Origin of the sequence: Sulfurimonas sp. SWIR-19, assembly GCF_020410885.1 — a bacterium.
Taxonomy (GTDB): Bacteria; Campylobacterota; Campylobacteria; order Campylobacterales; family Sulfurimonadaceae; genus Sulfurimonas; species Sulfurimonas sediminis.
Genome location: NZ_CP084578.1, coordinates 489,569 through 507,647 on the forward strand (window position 1 = coordinate 489,569; position 18,079 = coordinate 507,647).

An 18,079-nucleotide genomic window follows, 5' to 3' on the forward strand; every position below is an offset into this window, starting at 1 on the left:
GGATGCTTTATTTTGAAGATGATTTTATCTGGGAAAATGAAGAAAGTATACATGTAATGATGCAAGAAGCATATCAAAAGATTTTGGATGAAAAAGAAAAGGGTGTGTCCGGGTATTTTACACTTGGAGAAGATTCTCTGCCCATTATGCAAGATGCCCTTGCCTATGCTGCATCAAATGAGTTTGTAAAAAAGAGTGATACAACAGTGGTTATAGGTATCGGCGGTTCATCGCTTGGAACAAAAGCGATTGATTCCATTTTTAAACATCGCAATACAGATGTAAAAAAGATGCTTTTTCTGGAGAATCCCGATGAGATTGATTTGTCTGAAAAACTGGCTGTAATAGACAAAGAGAAAACAGTTTTTATTGTTGTTTCCAAATCAGGTGCTACGATTGAGACCATATCTATATTTAAAGAGGTTATAGAGAGGTTTCGGCTTGATTATGCAGGCAGAGACAAACAGCAGATTATAACTGTCACAGATGAAAATTCTGTTTTGCATCAGTTTTCCAGGTACTATGGTATTAAATCTTTCATTATTCCCGCAAATGTCGGAGGGAGATTTTCTGTTTTAAGTGCTGTGGGTGTTGTTCCTCTGAGTATAGCCGGGTATGATATGAAAAGCATTCTTGAAGGTGCCCGGGTAATGGCTGAGAATTTTTTTAGTAAAAAAGAGAATCATATACTGAAAAAAGCGGCTTTTTTGACAAAATATAAAAAAGAGACACCTATCAATGTGCTTTTTTCCTATGCAAACTGCCTGGAGGACTTTACAAAATGGTATGTGCAGTTATGGGGCGAATCACTGGGTAAAATTGACAGACAGGGAAATAATACGGGACTAACACCCATAGGGCATATAGGTTCCATTGACCAGCACTCTTTTTTGCAACTGATTATGCAGGGGCCAAGAGACAAAACGGTCACTTTTATAAAAGTGGATAATTTTGAAAAAGAGATAAAAGTGCCAAATATTTCCCTGAAATTTATAGAAAAAACCGACTATATCAACGGTTACAGCTTTAATGAGCTTATTGACGGTGAGTGTAAAGCCACCAAGGAGAGTATCATCAAAGAGGGCATTAATGTGGATGCAATTACACTGGATGTTTTAAATGAAAAAAATATCGGAAAGCTCATTATGTATTATGAACTGTTGACTTCTTTATGCGGCATTTTACTCGGTGTCAATACGTATAATCAACCCGGAGTTGAAATCGGAAAAAAGATTTTACTGAAAAAATTTCATCTGTTTACTCGAAAAGGTATACAATAACTAAAAGCGATATAAAAAGGCAAAAAAAAATGAATAAACTACTTGCTGAAGATATGTACTATTTGATGGTTTTAGGGCGTGCATTTGAGTATGCGGCAAAAGAGAACTATATGCAAGGCAATATATCCGGATTTTTACATCTCGATATTGGGCAGGAAGCTCTGAGTGTCGGTGCGGTAAAAGCCTTTGAAAAAGGCGATATCTTTTCAGGCTATCGTGAACACATTATGGCAATGAGCCGTGGACTTGAACCCAAAGCCGTTATGGCGGAACTTTTTGGAAAAGTTACAGGTGTGAGTGGCGGCAAGGGTGGTTCCATGCACCTTTTTGAGCCGTCCCATTTTTTTTACGGCGGAGATGCCATTGTCGGCGGACAGCTCCCAAATGCCGTAGGCTGTGCCTATGCAAGAGCTTTTTTGGAACAAGACGAGGGTGTGATGGTCATCTTTGGTGACGGTGCTACAAACGGCGGGGCTTTTTTTGAATCGCTCAACATTGCCGCCACACACAAACTCCCCCTGCTTTTTTTATGCGAAAACAACGAATATGCTATAGGAACAAACATCAGGCGCACTGCACCTTTTAAAGAACAGGCAAAAAAAGCAGAACCCTATATGCCAACCTATACCGTGGACGGAATGGATGTTGAAGCTGTGTATAAGGTAGTGAGTGAGGCAAGAAAACAGATAGAATCGGGACACGGTCCTGTTTTTGTAGAAGCCTTTACATGTAGATATGAAGGACACTCCCTCAGTGATGCAAACAGTTACAGAAGTGCGCAGGAGATGGCACACTGCAAGGCACGAGATCCGATAGAGAAATTTAAAAAAGCCCTACATGAAAAATGGCTCTGCACAGAGCAAGAGATACAAAACATAGAAACCAAAGCCCAAAAAGCGGTGGAAGATGCTGTGAAATATGCCGAAGAATCACCCGAACCAGAGGCTGATGCTCTGTTTGAACATGTCTTTTATGAGGAGAGTGAAAATGTTGTATCGTGAAGCTTTAAACAAAGCACTTGATGAGGTGATGAGCGCGGATGATACAGTGGTAACACTTGGTGAAGATGTCGGACTCTACGGTGGCAGTTTTCGTGTGACAGAAGGTCTTGTTGAAAAATACGGAGAAAAAAGAGTCATTGATACACCCATAGCAGAACTGAGCATTGTAGGCAATGCCGTGGGCATGGCTATTGGCGGTTTGCGTCCGGTGGCTGAGATAATGACGGGAAACTTTTCACTGCTTGCCTTTGATCAGATTATCAACCACATGGCAAAACTGCACTATATGAGCAACGGTAAAATTATATTGCCTATGGTTGTGCGTTTTCCTCAGGGTGTGAGCCGCCAACTTGCAGCCCAGCACAGTGAGAGTTATGAGCAGATGCTCTGTGCGGTACCGGGGCTGAGAGTGTTGAGTGTCAATGATGTCAATTATGCCTACCATGCACTCAGGTATGCGATTTTGTCAGATGATCCTGTTGTGTTTATAGAGCATGAACTGCTCTATAACAAAAAAGGGGAGGTGGATTTTGCACAAAAACTGAACCCTTTTGAGGCAAGAATAGCCAAAGAGGGCAGTGACATTACCATTGTGAGTTATTTGAAAATGGTTGATGATGTGATGCTGGCAGTCCCAGAGATAGAAAAAGCACTGGGATGTTCCTGCGAAGTGATAGACTTATGCTCCCTGAACCCTGTAGATTATGAAACACTCAAAAAATCCATAGAAAAGACCTCGCGCCTTGTAATGGTTGAAGAGGATCACAAAACAGGAGGTTACGGAGGACAAATAGTCTCCTGGGCGGCAGAGGAGATGTTTTATGCCCTGGATGCTCCGCCTTTGCGTCTGGCAGGAGAGGATGTGCCTATTCCCTATAACAGAAGTTTGGAGCTCGCCAGCATTCCTACACCAGAGTCTATTGCGCGTGATATAGTGGCGTGGGGTAAGAAAAACGATGTATGACATAGTGATGCCACAGCTCTCGGACTCTATGGATGAGGGCAAGCTTATCAGCTGGAAAGTCAAAGAGGGGCAAAAGGTAGAAGCGGGAGATGTGATTGCCGAGGTTGAGAGTGATAAAGCAATTATGGAGGTGCAGAGCTTTAAAAGCGGAATTGTTGCAGAGATACGGGCCAAAGAGGGGGATGTCATTCCTGTTGGAGAAGTTATTGCCCGTATCCAAACCAGTGAAAGTAAGAATGAAAAAGTTGTAAAAACGCCAGGAATAACAGTTGTTGAGACGCCGGTAATAAAACAGACAGTATCAAAACCTACTGTTGAGACAAAACAAGAACCAATCCCTAAAACACCTGTTGTCCAACATCTTCAAAAAAAAGAAACAGGCGCTATATCTCCAAAAGCAAGAGCCAAAGCGGCACAGTTTGGAGTTGACGCGCAGAGAGTTTTGGACAAAACTGTTAAAGATGCTTTACATGTAAAGGATGTTGAGGCATATTTACAAGAACAGTATTTTACACCAAAAGCATTACGACTGTTGGATAAATACGGCTTGGCTTTTGCAAGCTTTACACTCGATCATAAGATAGACGAAGCAGAAGTGCAGGCGTTTATTGAAAAAAATGAAACACCCCTGCCACAGCCTTTGAGCCAGATGCAAAAGGCGATCATTGCCAATGTGACGGCTTCTGCACAAAAGCCTGTCTACCGTTTGTATGAGCATATTGATGCAAAGCTTTTTGTAGAGCATGATGCATACAGCATAACTGCCTGGCTGATAAAGATTTTAGCAAGAGTGATGATGCAGCATGAAGCATTTCGCTCACGCCTGCATAATGATGCCCTTATTGTCTCTCCAAATGCTTCTATTGCCGTTGCTGTGGCAGATAAGAAAAATCTTTATATGCCTGTTGTCAAAGATGCTAACAAATGCTCCGTAGTAGAAATTGCGGCACAGCTAAAAAGCTTTAAAACAAAGCTCAAAGAAAATTCTTTTAGTGCAGCAGATATGCAGGGTTCAAACTTTGGTATTTCAAATCTTGGGATGCTGGGTGTAGAATCTTTTGATGCGATGATTAACAAAAATGACTCGGGTATCGTGGCGGTAGGAAGTTTGCAGGAGGGAAAAATATCTCTCACCTTGAGTGCTGACCACAGACTTGTAAACGGCTATGAAGCAGCACTTTTTATGCAGGATGTCAAAAAAGAGGCGAAAAATCCTCTGCAATTTAAGGACTGAAAAATGTATGACATAATTTTTATCGGCGGCGGACTGAACTATGCAGGAGCAATTGTTGCGGCAAAAAAGGGCAAAAAAGTAGCCTTGATAGAAAAAGATATGCGTCAGCTTGGCGGTGTCTGCCTACACAAAGGATGTATTCCGTCTAAAATGTTTTTGCATTATGCCAATGTTGTGTATGAAAGCAAGAGTGATATTCTAGAAGGACAAACAGCCCTCTCAATGCAAAAGCTTTTTGGGAAAAAAACAAAGTTGATAGAAAACGCATGGCAGGCAATCAAGAAACAGTGCTCGCATGTGGATCTGATAGAGGGCGAAGCACAGCTTAAAGAACCGCATAAGGTCGAAGTCAACGGTAAAACCCTTGACGCAGAGTATATAATTATGGGCACGGGCTCTTCTGCTTTTATTCCTGAGGGCATAGAGTATAATGCCAAGGATATAATTGTGAGTGATGAAGTGCTGATGATGCAGGAACTCCCAAAAAAGATTGCCATCTACGGTTCAGGGGCAATCGGCTTGGAGATGGCCAGTTTTTTTGCATCGAGTGGTGTTGCTGTGACACTTATTTACAGAGAAAAAAGCATACAAAAAAGAGCAAATCCACTCATTCAAACTGTCCTAAAAGAACAGCTTGAAAAAATAGGTGTGACACTTTTGTCCGAACACTCTATAAAAACGGCAAAAAGTACAAAAAAAGGGGTGCATATCACTTTTGAAGACAAAAGCAGTATTTATATGCCTTTGTTACTTGTCGCAGCCGGGCGCAGACCGAATGTGGATTTCCTTACATGTAAAGAGATAAAAGTAGAAAAAGGCATTGTCACAGACAGACTTTTTGAGACAACACTTTCCAAACATTATGCCATAGGGGACTGCAACGGCAAACTCCAGCTCGCTCATGCCGCAAGAGCAGAAGTTTTAAATGTTATAGAGCGTATTTTAGGGAACAATCCGCGTCCTCTCAATCTGGACCATGTTGTGAAATTTATACATACTCTGCCTATGAGTTATGCTGTAGTCGGAAAAACTGAGGGTGTAAAATCAAGTATTGTTCCTTTGAGTCATTTTCCCTACTCTGCATATAATCATGCGATAAAAGGAGTGATGATTACGTATGCGGATCAGGAGGGATTTATCCTTGGTGCTGAAATTCTGGCACCAAATGCAGAAGAACTTGTTGCCATTGTGGGTATGAGTTTGGCCGGTGAGATGGACGGGGCGCAGGCAAAACGGACGGTTTTCGGACATCCGACATTCAGTGAAGCCTTAGAGAGAACATTTTTTAAGTTATGATTGTCCATGACTGGGGTGAAATTGCTTATGTTAGGGCAAGCAAACAGATGCACGCTTTACATGTAAAGGCGCAGCAAGACGGACACAATCATCTCATACTGTGTTCGCATCCTGCGGTTTTTACCGTGGGCAGTGATGAGCAAAAGTATTTTAAGGTACCCACCGTACAAAGTGACAGAGGGGGTTCTGTTACCTGTCACTCGAGGGGACAAAATATCTTTTATTTCTGTTTTCAGGTAAAACAGCCTGCACGATTTTATAAAAAAGTTCTTGATGCTTTTGAGAGTTTTTTTATGAAAAATCTGCCTGCAGTCACATATGACAAAAACAAGCCCGGTTTTTATATACAAAATCGTAAAATTGCCTCTTTGGGGTTTCGCTACTCCAGAGGGGTCTCTTTGCATGGCGTTGCTTTGAATGTTGATGTGGATTTGGACTTTCATTCACTGGTTTCACCGTGTAATCTGACAAATATTGTACCGACTTCTTTAAAAAATGAAGGCGTGACACTCACATCAAAAGAGGTAAACGAGCAGATGATATATCTCATAGGAAAACATTTTGAAGATGCAGTTTAAACCAAAAGTCAAAGCGCCCGCACCGGAGATTTTACAAAATATGCAGGCTGTTTTGGAAAAAAATACTTTGACGACAGTATGCGAAGCAGCAGCCTGTCCAAACAGAGCAGAGTGCTATGCACGCAACAGTGCAACATTTATGATATTAGGCGATACCTGCACAAGAGCCTGTGCTTTTTGCAACGTTAAAACAGGGCATGGCAGAGATGTTGATGTAAATGAACCGCAACGTCTGGCGAAAGCCGTCCAGGAGTTGCAGCTGCAGTATGTTGTGATTACATCGGTGGACAGAGATGATTTGAAAGATTACGGATCCGGGCATTTCGCACGCTGTGTCCAAGCGATAAAAGAGAAAAATCCAGAGATAAAAATAGAACTTTTAACGCCTGATTTCAAATACTCTCAAGATGCCTTGGGGACAATTGTAGCAAGTGGTGCCGACAAACTGGCACACAACCAGGAAACTGTCAGACGACTGAGTAAAAGTGTACGTCCGCAGAGTGATTATGACCGTTCATTAAAAGTTTTGGAGTATTATGCCAGATATTCGCCTTTACATGTAAAGTCCTCTTTGATGTGTGGGTTTGGGGAAACAAAAAAAGAGTTGCTGGTCACAATGCGGGAGTTGTTGGATGTCGGCGTGAGTGAATTGACACTCGGACAGTATCTGCAACCGACGCAAAAACATCATAGGGTAGTTCAATATTACCCGCCGGAATTTTTTGATGAGATGAAAGAAGAAGCATTGTCTATGGGATTTTTAGCTGTGGCATCAGGTATTTTGGTAAGAAGTTCTTATTTTGCAGAAAATTTAGGAGAGTAGGATATGGATAAAGCAAGATTGGTTTTAGTACGTCACGGACAAAGTATATATAACCAAAAAAATATTTTCACAGGATGGACAGATGTTGACTTAAGTCAGCAGGGTAGGGATGAAGCAAAAAAAGCGGGACAACTGTTAAAAAAGCATAATATCTATCCGGACATCTGTTTTACATCATGGCTAAAACGTGCCATTCATACAGCACAGATATTACTGCAGGAACTGGAATGGGAGCATATAAATATGCTTAAAAGTTATAAACTCAATGAAAGGCATTACGGAGACTGGCAGGGCAGAGATAAAGATGCGGTTAAAAAAGAGTATGGAGAAGAAAAATTTCTGGCTGTAAGACGCGGATATGATGTGCCGCCACCACCTTTACATGTAAACGATAAAAGATGTGTATGGAATGATAAAAAGTATGCAAATATTGATAAAAAACTCTTGCCTCTGCATGAATCACTCAAAGATACAAAAAAAAGAGTTTTGGAATACTATACAGAGCAGATTATTCCACAGTTACAAAAAGAAAAAACAGTGTTAATCTCGGCACACGGCAACTCTCTGCGCGCCTTGGTAATGGAACTTGAAAAGATGACTCCACAGGAGATAGTGCAATTTGAAATACCGACAGGAGAGATTATAATGTATGATTTTGACAGCGATATGCAGATACTAGAGAAAAATGTTTTGATAGGTTAAACCCAAATTATGTATAATTCGGCAATTAACTGACTCTGTAAAAGGAAAAAAATGGAAAAACTGAAAGAATTTTTTGCATATGGCGAAAAAGTTCCCGGCTATGATGTACGGGTACTCAATGAGAGAGAGGCAAGAGCTGCCGCGGCAATTCTTTTTGTAGGCGCGTTTATAGGGCTTACAAACGGAGTGATGCTTGGAACAGCAGTGTTTTCCAAATACTTTGTGACTTTTTTTGCCATTGATTTTACACTCAGAGTGATTCAGCCACGCTATGCTCCGAGCCTGTTGTTGGGGCGTTTTTTTGTACGTCATCAGACACCGGAATATGTCGGAGCCGAACAAAAGCGCTTTGCCTGGGCACTGGGCATGATAATAGCCTGGCCGATGTTTTACTATCTGGTGCTCGATTTTCAGCCAAATCCGCTGAAAGTTCTTGTATGTCTCATCTGTATGGCACTGCTCTTTTTTGAAGCAGCTTTTTCTATCTGTATAGGATGTAAAATTTTTAATCTTGTAAAAAAAGAAAAAGCAACACACTGTCCTGGCGGAGTGTGTGTGATGAAGATAAAAGAGCCTGTTCAAACCTTTACTCCGGTACAAAAAAGTATACTCGTTTTGACTGTGATTGTGATGACATACGGAGCCTATGCCTACATGACGAAACTCCCAGACAGAACGAACCTGACAAAAAAGATAAAAACAATGATGCTCAGTGATGAAGAACTGCAGAGAATTGAAGATGAAAAAGCCGATCAAGAATTTGAACAAGACGATTTTTAGGAATGAACTACTATTTTGCTCTTTTAACGCTTATGCTTGGTCTCGGTTTTGCATGGCTGAGTGCTTATATGGTTTACACATACTACCAACAAAAAAAACTGCAAAAAATCTTACAACAGCCAATACGCCAAGAGTATATAGCCATACTCAAGCGTATCGCGCTCTATAACAGACTCAAAGAAGAAGAACAACAGCGTATACATAAATCTGTTTTGATTTTTATCAATACAAAAGAGTTTATAGGTGTCAATATGGATGTGAGTGATGAAATGAAAGCAGTGATTGCGTTTCATGCCTGTTTATTGGTGTTACATGTAGAGTTTACAGCCTGTTATGAAAATCTTTCGACAATTTTGATATATCCTTATACTGTGGTTGCCAGGCAGGTGAGTGCCAATGGGGGTATATACACCAAAGGGGAGTTTTTACTTGAGGGACAATCTGCAAGCGATACCGTTGTCATCTCCTGGAGTGATGCAAAAAAAGATGCCTATCATCTCCATGAAAACAATGTACTGCTGCACGAATTTGCCCATGAAATAGACTTTCTTGACGGCAGTGCAGACGGAACACCGCCACTGCCCTCTGCAAAATACCATGAGTGGGCAAAAGTACTTTCAAAAGAGTTTAACAAACTCAGTGATGTTGCCCTGAAAAACCGTGACTGGGGAAAATACAAGCTTTTAGGTGCCTATGCCGCAACAAATGAGGCAGAATTCTTTGCCGTTGTCACGGAGCGTTATTTTGAAAAGCCGGAAGCGCTAAAAAAACATTTTCCCGAACTTTTTGATGAGTTTAACAGCTTTTATAAAGTTTATCTGTAATTTTTTCTCATTAAGAATAAAAGTTTCAGAGTGTGCTATAATTCGTTCGATTTATGGGGCTGGACCCTGTACTTCAATAAGGAAAATCGATGACGAAAGAGTATATATTTACTTCAGAGTCTGTAACAGAAGGGCATCCTGATAAGATGGCAGATCAGATCAGTGATGCAATTCTGGATTATATTATTGAGCATGATACTAATGCACGCGTTGCGTGTGAAACACTGGTATCAAATGGTTTTTGTGTAATTGCAGGCGAACTGAAGACGACGGCGTATGCCCCAATGCAAGAGATTGCAAGAGAAGTAATCCGAGATATCGGATATACAGATGCAACGTATGGTTTTGATCATAGGTCAGCTGCAGTGCTAAACGGCATAGGAGAACAGTCTCCTGATATCAACCAGGGGGTTGACCAGGCCGGAGGAGAAACCGGTGCAGGCGATCAGGGTTTAATGTTTGGATATGCCTGTCGAGAGACAGATGTGCTGATGCCTTTGCCTATTCACCTCTCTCACCGTTTGACAGAACGTCTGGCAGAAGTCAGAAAAGAGGGAATTATCCCCTATCTGCGTCCTGACGGAAAGGCACAGGTGAGTGTAAAATATGTAGACGGGAAACCTGTTTCTGTAGAAACTGTTGTTATTTCCACACAGCACGCACCTGAAGTATCACAAGAGCAGATTCACAAAGATGTTATAGCCGAAGTGATACGAAAAGTAATTCCTGCGGAGATGATGGATGAAAATACTGTTTTTCATATCAATCCGACAGGAAAATTTGTAATCGGCGGTCCTCAGGGAGATGCCGGACTTACTGGTCGTAAAATTATTGTTGATACCTATGGAGGCAGCTGTCCACATGGCGGTGGTGCATTTTCAGGAAAAGATCCAACAAAAGTTGACCGTTCAGCCGCATATGCAGCGCGCTGGGTTGCAAAAAATCTTGTAGCCGCAGGAGCCTGTGACAAGGTGACTATTCAGGTTGCTTACGCAATCGGTGTAGTGCAGCCTGTGTCAATTATGGTTGACACACACAATACCGGCATAGTGGCAGAAGAGAAAATTCAAAGCTGTATAAAAGAGCTTTTTGATCTTTCACCTGCCGGAATAATCAAATCTTTGGATTTATTAAAGCCAATTTATAGAAAAACAGCTGCTTACGGACATTTCGGCCGTGAAAATCTTGGTTTTAACTGGGAAAAAACAGACAAAGTTGATGTAATAAAAGAGTATTTAGGCATCTAAGTGTAACCTATAAACTACAGTTTTTAAACTAGCTAAGAGCTTTTAGCTATATTTAAAAGTCTAAAGTGTATAGTTGCATTTTAATAAAAACAAGGAGAATAAAATGTCAGTTGTAATTAATGATACATGTATTAACTGTGGAGCTTGTATAGATGAGTGTCCGGTAGAAGCAATCGTAGATGAGGATGATAATCCAACAGGTGAGGATATTTATTATGTGTATCCAGACAAATGTGTAGAGTGTGTTGGTCATCATGATGAACCTGCATGTGCTACAGCTTGTCCGACTGAGGGTTGTATTACATGGGATGTTGTTGGGCCAAGTCCGCAGCACCGTGAAGATATTACTGAAGAACAGCGTTTAAATCACGAACCGGTAGTAGAATAGTTATAAGAGCACTTCTGTGCTCTTATAACACTCCTTTTAATTCATTTAAATCCACAAAATTTACATTTTAAACTAAAAACAATCTTTTTTTAGATACAATTCCATTCTAATTTTATATTTTCAGAGGAGATTTGATGGAACGTACACTATCAATAATCAAACCAGATGCAGTTGCAAAAGGTGTTATAGGCAAAATTTTAGATCGTTTTGAAAGCAATGGTCTTAGAATTGCAGCAACAAAAAAACTACAGCTTTCTCGTGCTGATGCTGAGGCATTTTATGCTGTTCATGCCGAGAGACCTTTTTTCAACGACTTAGTTGATTTTATGATCAGTGGACCGGTTGTTGTTTCAGTTTTAGAAGGTGAAAATGCTATGCAGAAAAACCGTGATTTAATGGGGGCTACAAACCCTAAAGAGGCTGAAGCAGGTACTATCCGTGCAGATTTCGCTGAAAATATTGATGCAAATGCAGTTCATGGAAGTGACTCGGTTGAAAATGCTGCGAATGAAATTGCATTCTTTTTTGCTGAGAGAGAAATTTCTTAAGTATATCCGATGAGGATTGTGCTTAGAAAAGTAACAAAAACTCCCTTAGACTTTGAAGTCACCTCGAATGAAATGACTTTTAAAGGTTTTTTGGAGTATCATAGTGCAAAATTGATTCTGCTTAAAGCAAGCATCAGTGGAACACTGGAAAAATCCTGTGACATATGTGCGCAGGATTTTAATCTTAAAGTTAATGAAGAGGTTGAATTTTTCATTAATGACGGAATATATGAAGATGACAGCAGTACCCTTTTGGATGTTGTTGAGTCTTTGGACGGTAATGTAGATCTTGAAGAGATTTTAGACTCAGAGATCGAACTTATCAAAAGTGATTACCACTCATGTGGAAATTGCACAAAACCAGAAGAAATAGAGTTTTAAAAAAAAATTAAATTAAGGAAAAAGTTATGGCAGTACCTAAGAGAAGAGTCTCTCATTCACGTTCAGCGAAGAGAAGAACTCATTATAAAATTTCTTTAGCTCGTCCGGTTAAAGATAAAGACGGAACTTATAGATTACCACACCACATTAACCCAACTACCGGTGAGTATAAGTAGTCAATGGTAAAAATTGCTATTGACGCAATGGGCGGGGACTTTGGTCCTGAGCCGATTGTAAACGGATGCATAAAAGCACTTAAAAAGAAAAGATTCACTCCGATACTTGTAGGAAATAAATCAGAAATTTTACCTCTGTTACCAAAACGTTATAGAGATAAGATTTTAATTGTCGAGTCTCAGGATATCATTGCAATGAGTGATGCTGCAACAGATGCAGTAAAGCGTAAAGAGAGCAGTATCTATAAAGCTGTGGATTTAGTAAGAGACGGTCAGGCTGACGGTGTGGTTTCAGCCGGGCACAGTGGTGCTACAATGACACTTGCCACTTTAAGGCTTGGTCGTCTGCAGGGTGTTTCCCGTCCTGCACTTGTCACACTGATGCCGACAAAAACAGGGCGTCGTTCTGTTCTTTTGGATGTGGGGGCAAATGTAGATTCAAAACCTGAACATTTGGCGGAATTTGCTGTTATGGGCGGTTGTTACGCAGAAGATGTTTTAGGTATAGCAGAACCGAGTATCGGGCTTTTAGCCAATGGTGAAGAAGACTCCAAAGGGAATGAAGTCACAAAAGCAGCCTTCAAAATTTTAAAAGGCTACAAAGGTTTTAAAGGAAATGTCGAAGGCGGTGATATTTTTAATGGAAGCTGTGATGTTATTACATGTGACGGCTTTGTAGGCAATCTTGTGCTTAAAACAAGCGAAGGTGTTGCATCAACAATCTCCCAACTGATTAAAGACTATATAAAAAAATCTCCTATTCGCATTACCGGTGCACTGTTAATGAGAAAAGTTTTCAAACTTTTAAAAAAAGAGATAGATTATGCCGAAATAGGAGGAGCGCCTCTTATCGGTATAAAAGGCTGTGCAATTGTCAGTCACGGGAAAAGTAATGCCAGGGCAATTGAAAATGCAATTTATCAGGCTATTGATTATGTTGATACCGGCGTAAACAGACATATTATTGCAAGGCTTCAAGAGTTAAAACAAAAGGATATCTAAATGGCTTACGCTGCATTTCGCTCTATTGGTGCTTATGTGCCAGAAAAAATACTTACAAATGAAGAGCTCTCTCATATGGTAGATACTTCAGATGAATGGATTACCAAAAGAACGGGAATTAAAGAGCGTCACATTGCTGCTAAAGATGAATTTACAAGTGATTTGGGTGCGAAAGCCGCGCAAAAAGCCTTAGAGCGAAGCGGTATAGAGAGCTCTGAGATAGATATGGTAATAACGGCTACAATTTCACCTGACTACTTTTGTATGCCATCAACTGCAACAGTCATTGCTACAAAACTGGGTATCAAAAATGCAACCGCATTTGATATTTCTGCTGCCTGTACAGGTTTTATTTATGTTTTGGCGATTGCAAAAGCATTTATAGAATCAGGGATGAAAAAAAACATTTTAATCATCGGTGCGGAAAAACTCTCTGCTATTACAGATTACAGTGATCGCGGTACATGTATACTCTTTGGTGACGGAGCAGGAGCTGCTGTAATTTCTGCAACAGATGATAAAAGTGAAGCTATTATAGATGTGCATACAGGTGCTGACGGTCAATATGCAGATTTGCTTATGACACCAAACGGTGGCAGCGGTTCTGCACATGATGCACTTGAAAGTGAAGCGGGAAGCTGTTTTATGCAGATGAAAGGCAACGAAACTTTCAAAGTCGCTGTGCGTACACTGACAAAAGATGTGAAAGAAATTTTAGAAGAAAACAATATAAAAAGTGAAAACATCAAACATTTTATTCCACATCAGGCAAATTTGAGAATTATCAAAGCTGTCGGCGAAGCTTTAAAAATGAGAGATGATCAGGTTGTTATCACTGTACAAAAGTATGGAAATACTTCAGGAGCTTCTATTCCGATGGCTATCAATGATCTGTATGAATCAGGGGAGCTTGAGCCTGGTGAGTTGATGCTTTTAGATGCTTTTGGCGGAGGCTTGACCTGGGGAAGTGCCCTCATCCCATTTTCACCACTCAAGTAACATTTTTATCCAATTTCTACGTTGGATAAAAATATCTTTTCGTCACTTACTACAGTAAGCTCCTCAAATATATTTATATCCGCCTTGAACTAGAATAAAAATGAGAACTTGAGAGGCGAAAAACATTTTTCTTGCTTCTCAATTGCTAACAACTATTTCGGAACCTAGGTTTTAACCTAGGCTGATTTGTTTTAAAGCCTCAACAACTCTTTTATAGAATTCTGCTTCATCCGGCAAGTCTAAAACTGCATCTCTTTGTTTTTCACCCCACATTGGATTAGGAAAATAGCTGTCATTTTCAAATCTTGCCATTACATGTAAGTGTACACGAGGGAGCATATTTGCAAAAGAAGCCATATTGATTTTTGTGGGGTTGTAGTATTTTTTCATTTCGTCTTCAATGATATCAAAGACTTCAAAGAGCTGCAGACGCAGCTCTTTTGGTACGTCTCCCAACTCTTTGTAGGGCTCTTTTGTAAAGATTTTTAGCCAGGGAATTTCACTGGCTTCTTTTTCAACATATAAATGAGCATTTTCAAAGATGAGAGATTGGGACATTAGTCTCTGTTTCTATTTCTGTTTGATGAACTTCTGTTGCCACGGTATCCGCCGCCGTCACGGTTTCTGTCTCCGCCTGAACGGTTTCTGTCACCGCCAGAACGGTTACGGCTGTTTCCTCGGAATCCGCCACGGCCTCTGCCGCCTTTTCCTCGACTGTCATTGCGTTTTGAGGCACGTTCCAAGATAGCAGCGAGTTTGTCAGCAGGAATACCGATATTGCTTGGTCCTTTTATATCTTGTCTGTCAAGAATCATAGAGATGAGTTTAAACATAATTTTTTCTTCGTCTATGTCTTCTTTGAGACGGTCAAGAATTTTATGGGCTTCATCATATATTTTTTGGTCTTCAATTGTTTTGACCATTTTTTCTACAGTAGATTCACGTAAATCATTTTTACTCGGCACAAAAGCATGATTCATAGAGGTACCGACTTTTTGTTTAATGCGTTGAAGTTCTTTAAACTCTAAAGGAGTAAGCAGGGTAATCGCTTTTCCTTTTGTACCGGCACGACCGGTTCGCCCAATTCGGTGAACATAAGATTCTGGGTCAAACGGAATATGGTAATTAAATACATGAGAGATGTTGCTAACATGTATACCACGAGCAGCAACATCGGTTGCTACAAGTACTTTTACAGAGTCATTTTTAAAACCTTTGATAACTGCTTCACGTTGACGCTGTTCCATGTCACCATGGAGTCCATTTGCCAAATATCCCGCATTTGAAAGAACATTGCTGAGTCTGTCAACTTCACTTTTTGTTCTACAAAAGACAACTGATTTTGTACTGTTTTCAGCATCCATAAGGCGAATAATCGCATCGTCTCTTTCATGCTCATCAATAACATAATACTCTTGCTCAATATCTGCATTTGTTGTTTCGCCTTTAGTGATTGAAACAAAAGCAGGGTCTTTTAAAATCTTGTTTGCAAGATTTTTAATAGGCTGTGGCATAGTTGCCGAAAAAAGCAGAGTCTGTCTGTCTGTTGGAAGATAAGAAAAAATTTCAGTGATGTCATCCAAAAATCCCATGTCAAGCATTTCATCTGCTTCATCAAGCACAACAACACTCGGTGCAAAATTGTTGAGCATATTTCTTTTTAACAGGTCTAACATTCGTCCCGGTGTTGCCACAACAACACTTGCACCGCGACCGATAAGGTCAAGTTGGCGTTTGTAAGAGCTTCCCCCGTATACTGTAACTGTTTTTACATTCAGATTACGGCCGTATTTGAATATCTCATCACTGACCTGTGTAGCAAGCTCACGTGTAGGTGTAATGACAAGCATTTCAACTTTGCCGTTGAGTTTCATGTTTGAAAGAACAGGAAGCGAAAAAGCTGCTGTTTTTCCTGTACCTGTGTGTGCCTGTCCGACCATATCACGGCCTTCAAGAATGATAGGGATTGCCTGTTCCTGAATAGGAGAGGGAACTGTAAAGCCGGCGAATTTAACACTTTTAAGTATTTCGGGTTTGAGGTTTAACGAATCAAATGTGATTGTAGTTTCTTCTGTAGTTGTTGTTTGTGTTTCTTGTGCATTTTCTTGCATCATTATCCTTTTTAACAGGCTTTTGAAGCCTTTTTATACATAAGGAGATGACGCAAGTTCTACTAAAATTTCCACTTTAAGTCTATCAGGGCATCTTCCCCTTAAAATATTTATGGAATTATAGCTAAATTTTTCATAGTTTTTATTAAACTTGTCTATATTTTGTATTATTGAAGATAATAGTGCTACAAAATATGCTTTAGTCATGAGCATTATTTTCTTGAAAATCTAGTATAATATAAAAAACAGAATGAATAAGGTTTAGGATGAACGAAAATATACATTTGGTAGTCATTGCTTTTTTAGGCGTCTCTTTTTTAGTGCTTTTATATTTATATATGAAACTAAAGAGTGAAAAAGAGGCTTTACATGTAAAGGCAGAAGAGTTACAAAGCAGCTATTTTACACTCAATGGTTCGTATGAACAGTTAAAAGAAGACTATAATGCTATGGAAATTGAATATGCGGTTTTAAATGCAAGATACAATGATGAGATGAAAGCATCGGCTGAGAAATTGGAAGTTTTACAAAAAGCAAAAGAGGAACTTTCACAGGAATTTAAACTACTGGCAAATAAGATTTTTGAAGACAAGTCAAAACAGTTCAGCACTGCAAACAAAGAGCAGTTGGAACTGTTGTTAAAACCTTTCCGTGAACAGATAACGAATTTTTCAAAAGAGGCAAGAGAACAGTTTGAAGTGGAACTTAAAGACCGCCATCTGCTCAAAGATGAACTCTCGCGACTCAAACAGATGAATGAAACCCTGGCACAAGAAGCACTCAATTTGACAAATGCTCTCAAGGGTGAAAACAAAACACAGGGAAACTGGGGCGAATTGGTTTTGGAAAATATCTTGGAACAATCCGGTCTTCGTGAGGGGATAGAGTATGAACTTCAGGCTACACTCAAGTCAAACGAGGGTAAAACATACCGACCTGATGTCATCATTCATATGCCGCAAAAGCGAGATATTATAGTTGATTCGAAAGTTTCACTGACTGCGTATGAACGATTTGTCAATGCGGATGAACCTGAAGAAAAAGCAAAAGCTTTAAAAGAGCATATAGCAAGTATCTCTTCGCATATAAAAGAACTGAGTGCAAAAAATTATGAAAAACTGGAGGGGGTGAATACGCTTGATTTTGTGCTGCTTTTTATGCCGATTGAGGGCGCTTTTTTGCTGGCACTCGAACAAGACGGTGAATTTTTTAAACGGGCGTATGAGAACAATATTTTAGTTGTATCGCCATCAACTTTGCTTGTTACACTAAGAACCATTGAACATATCTGGCGAACGCAAAGGCAGGAGGAACATGCAAAAAAGATAGCCGCAGAAGCCGAAGCGATGTATGACAAACTCGTATTGTTTGTTGAAGAGATGAAGCACATAGGAAGCTATTTGCAAAAAACACAGGACTCTTATGACAAGGCGATGAACAGACTCAGCACTGGGCGAGGCAATGTTATAAAAAGAGCACAAAATATGAAAGCACTGGGATTGAAGCCGAAAAAAGAGTTGCCACTCAAGAGTGAAGACGATGGAGAGGATACATGAAAATAGAGACAAGGTACAATTATGAAAAGAGCTGGACGCTGACATCTGAGAAGGATATTGTAAAAATAATAGAAGAAGAAATAGGCAATGATGATGTGCAAGGCGTGCTTGGCTATATAAAAGAGGCTATAAAAGATGGCAAAGAGATAAGCGTAGCTACATGTAAATTTAGAAGAAAAAAGGATTAAA

Annotated in this window: 21 protein-coding genes; 19 read left to right on the forward strand and 2 right to left on the reverse strand. The window is 40.0% G+C overall.

Annotated elements, in window-relative coordinates; translation table 11 throughout:
* The first annotated feature begins 2 nt into the window (after window positions 1-2).
* The 17 genes from LCX93_RS02550 (at window position 3) to LCX93_RS02630 (ending at window position 14,223) form a co-directional block, all read left to right on the forward strand.
* Window positions 3-1,280, forward strand: coding sequence for a glucose-6-phosphate isomerase (locus LCX93_RS02550; RefSeq protein WP_226068113.1), 1,278 nt, complete (start codon window positions 3-5; stop codon window positions 1,278-1,280).
* Window positions 1,281-1,309: 29 nt separating this feature from the next.
* Window positions 1,310-2,281, forward strand: a complete 972-nt coding sequence (locus LCX93_RS02555) for a thiamine pyrophosphate-dependent dehydrogenase E1 component subunit alpha (RefSeq protein ID WP_226068115.1) — start codon at window positions 1,310-1,312, stop codon at window positions 2,279-2,281.
* Window positions 2,268-3,245 (forward strand): alpha-ketoacid dehydrogenase subunit beta, encoded by a 978-nt coding sequence (locus LCX93_RS02560; RefSeq protein ID WP_226068116.1) that lies wholly within the window; start codon window positions 2,268-2,270, stop codon window positions 3,243-3,245. Before LCX93_RS02555 ends, LCX93_RS02560 begins: the two co-directional genes overlap by 14 nt.
* Window positions 3,238-4,479: a dihydrolipoamide acetyltransferase family protein gene (locus tag LCX93_RS02565; RefSeq protein ID WP_226068117.1), complete on the forward strand. Its 1,242-nt coding sequence runs from the start codon at window positions 3,238-3,240 to the stop codon at window positions 4,477-4,479. The genes LCX93_RS02560 and LCX93_RS02565 overlap by 8 nt, the downstream gene beginning before the upstream one ends.
* A gap of 3 nt (window positions 4,480-4,482) precedes the next feature.
* A complete protein-coding gene (locus tag LCX93_RS02570) occupies window positions 4,483-5,775 on the forward strand; it encodes a dihydrolipoyl dehydrogenase family protein (protein WP_226068118.1) in 1,293 nt (430 codons plus the stop codon).
* Window positions 5,772-6,353 (forward strand): lipoyl protein ligase domain-containing protein, encoded by a 582-nt coding sequence (locus LCX93_RS02575; protein WP_226068120.1) that lies wholly within the window; start codon window positions 5,772-5,774, stop codon window positions 6,351-6,353. Before LCX93_RS02570 ends, LCX93_RS02575 begins: the two co-directional genes overlap by 4 nt.
* On the forward strand, window positions 6,343-7,176 hold the full coding sequence (gene lipA, locus LCX93_RS02580; RefSeq protein ID WP_226069400.1) for a lipoyl synthase: 834 nt from the start codon (window positions 6,343-6,345) through the stop codon (window positions 7,174-7,176). Before LCX93_RS02575 ends, lipA begins: the two co-directional genes overlap by 11 nt.
* Before the next feature lie 3 nt (window positions 7,177-7,179).
* Window positions 7,180-7,878 (forward strand): 2,3-bisphosphoglycerate-dependent phosphoglycerate mutase, encoded by a 699-nt coding sequence (locus LCX93_RS02585; RefSeq protein WP_226068122.1) that lies wholly within the window; start codon window positions 7,180-7,182, stop codon window positions 7,876-7,878.
* 51 nt (window positions 7,879-7,929) lie between these two features.
* Window positions 7,930-8,658, forward strand: coding sequence for a DUF4395 domain-containing protein (locus tag LCX93_RS02590; protein ID WP_226068124.1), 729 nt, complete (start codon window positions 7,930-7,932; stop codon window positions 8,656-8,658).
* 2 nt (window positions 8,659-8,660) lie between these two features.
* A complete protein-coding gene (locus LCX93_RS02595; RefSeq protein ID WP_226068126.1) occupies window positions 8,661-9,482 on the forward strand; it encodes a M90 family metallopeptidase in 822 nt (273 codons plus the stop codon).
* Between the two features lie 89 nt (window positions 9,483-9,571).
* Window positions 9,572-10,729, forward strand: a complete 1,158-nt coding sequence (gene metK / locus LCX93_RS02600; protein WP_226068135.1) for a methionine adenosyltransferase — start codon at window positions 9,572-9,574, stop codon at window positions 10,727-10,729.
* Window positions 10,730-10,832: 103 nt separating this feature from the next.
* Window positions 10,833-11,117, forward strand: coding sequence for a 4Fe-4S dicluster domain-containing protein (locus LCX93_RS02605; RefSeq protein WP_151900980.1), 285 nt, complete (start codon window positions 10,833-10,835; stop codon window positions 11,115-11,117).
* Window positions 11,118-11,251: 134 nt separating this feature from the next.
* The gene (gene ndk / locus LCX93_RS02610) at window positions 11,252-11,665 is read left to right on the forward strand and encodes a nucleoside-diphosphate kinase (RefSeq protein ID WP_151900979.1); all 414 of its coding nucleotides are present in this window, start codon (window positions 11,252-11,254) and stop codon (window positions 11,663-11,665) included.
* A gap of 9 nt (window positions 11,666-11,674) precedes the next feature.
* Window positions 11,675-12,046, forward strand: coding sequence for a DUF177 domain-containing protein (locus LCX93_RS02615; protein WP_226068137.1), 372 nt, complete (start codon window positions 11,675-11,677; stop codon window positions 12,044-12,046).
* A 26-nt stretch (window positions 12,047-12,072) separates the two neighbouring features.
* Window positions 12,073-12,222 (forward strand): 50S ribosomal protein L32, encoded by a 150-nt coding sequence (rpmF, locus tag LCX93_RS02620; protein ID WP_013326319.1) that lies wholly within the window; start codon window positions 12,073-12,075, stop codon window positions 12,220-12,222.
* Between the two features lie 3 nt (window positions 12,223-12,225).
* Window positions 12,226-13,224 carry a phosphate acyltransferase PlsX gene (plsX, locus tag LCX93_RS02625; protein ID WP_226068147.1) on the forward strand — a complete coding sequence of 333 codons (999 nt, stop codon included), beginning with the start codon at window positions 12,226-12,228 and terminating at the stop codon, window positions 13,222-13,224.
* Entirely contained in the window at window positions 13,225-14,223 is a 999-nt protein-coding gene (locus LCX93_RS02630) for a beta-ketoacyl-ACP synthase III (protein ID WP_151900976.1), read from the forward strand.
* Between the two features lie 171 nt (window positions 14,224-14,394).
* On the opposite strand, the gene LCX93_RS02635 is transcribed toward LCX93_RS02630, so the two are convergent.
* Both LCX93_RS02635 and LCX93_RS02640 read right to left on the reverse strand, forming a co-directional pair.
* Window positions 14,395-14,781, reverse strand: a complete 387-nt coding sequence (locus LCX93_RS02635; protein ID WP_226068149.1) for an HIT family protein — start codon at window positions 14,779-14,781, stop codon at window positions 14,395-14,397.
* Window positions 14,781-16,334 carry a DEAD/DEAH box helicase gene (locus LCX93_RS02640; protein ID WP_226069401.1) on the reverse strand — a complete coding sequence of 518 codons (1,554 nt, stop codon included), beginning with the start codon at window positions 16,332-16,334 and terminating at the stop codon, window positions 14,781-14,783. The genes LCX93_RS02635 and LCX93_RS02640 overlap by 1 nt, the downstream gene beginning before the upstream one ends.
* Before the next feature lie 266 nt (window positions 16,335-16,600).
* On the opposite strand from LCX93_RS02640, the gene LCX93_RS02645 reads away from it, so the two are divergent.
* On the forward strand, window positions 16,601-17,890 hold the full coding sequence (locus tag LCX93_RS02645; protein ID WP_226068151.1) for a DNA recombination protein RmuC: 1,290 nt from the start codon (window positions 16,601-16,603) through the stop codon (window positions 17,888-17,890).
* Window positions 17,887-18,078, forward strand: a complete 192-nt coding sequence (locus LCX93_RS02650) for a hypothetical protein (protein WP_226068153.1) — start codon at window positions 17,887-17,889, stop codon at window positions 18,076-18,078. The genes LCX93_RS02645 and LCX93_RS02650 overlap by 4 nt, the downstream gene beginning before the upstream one ends.
* Window position 18,079: the final 1 nt, after the last annotated feature.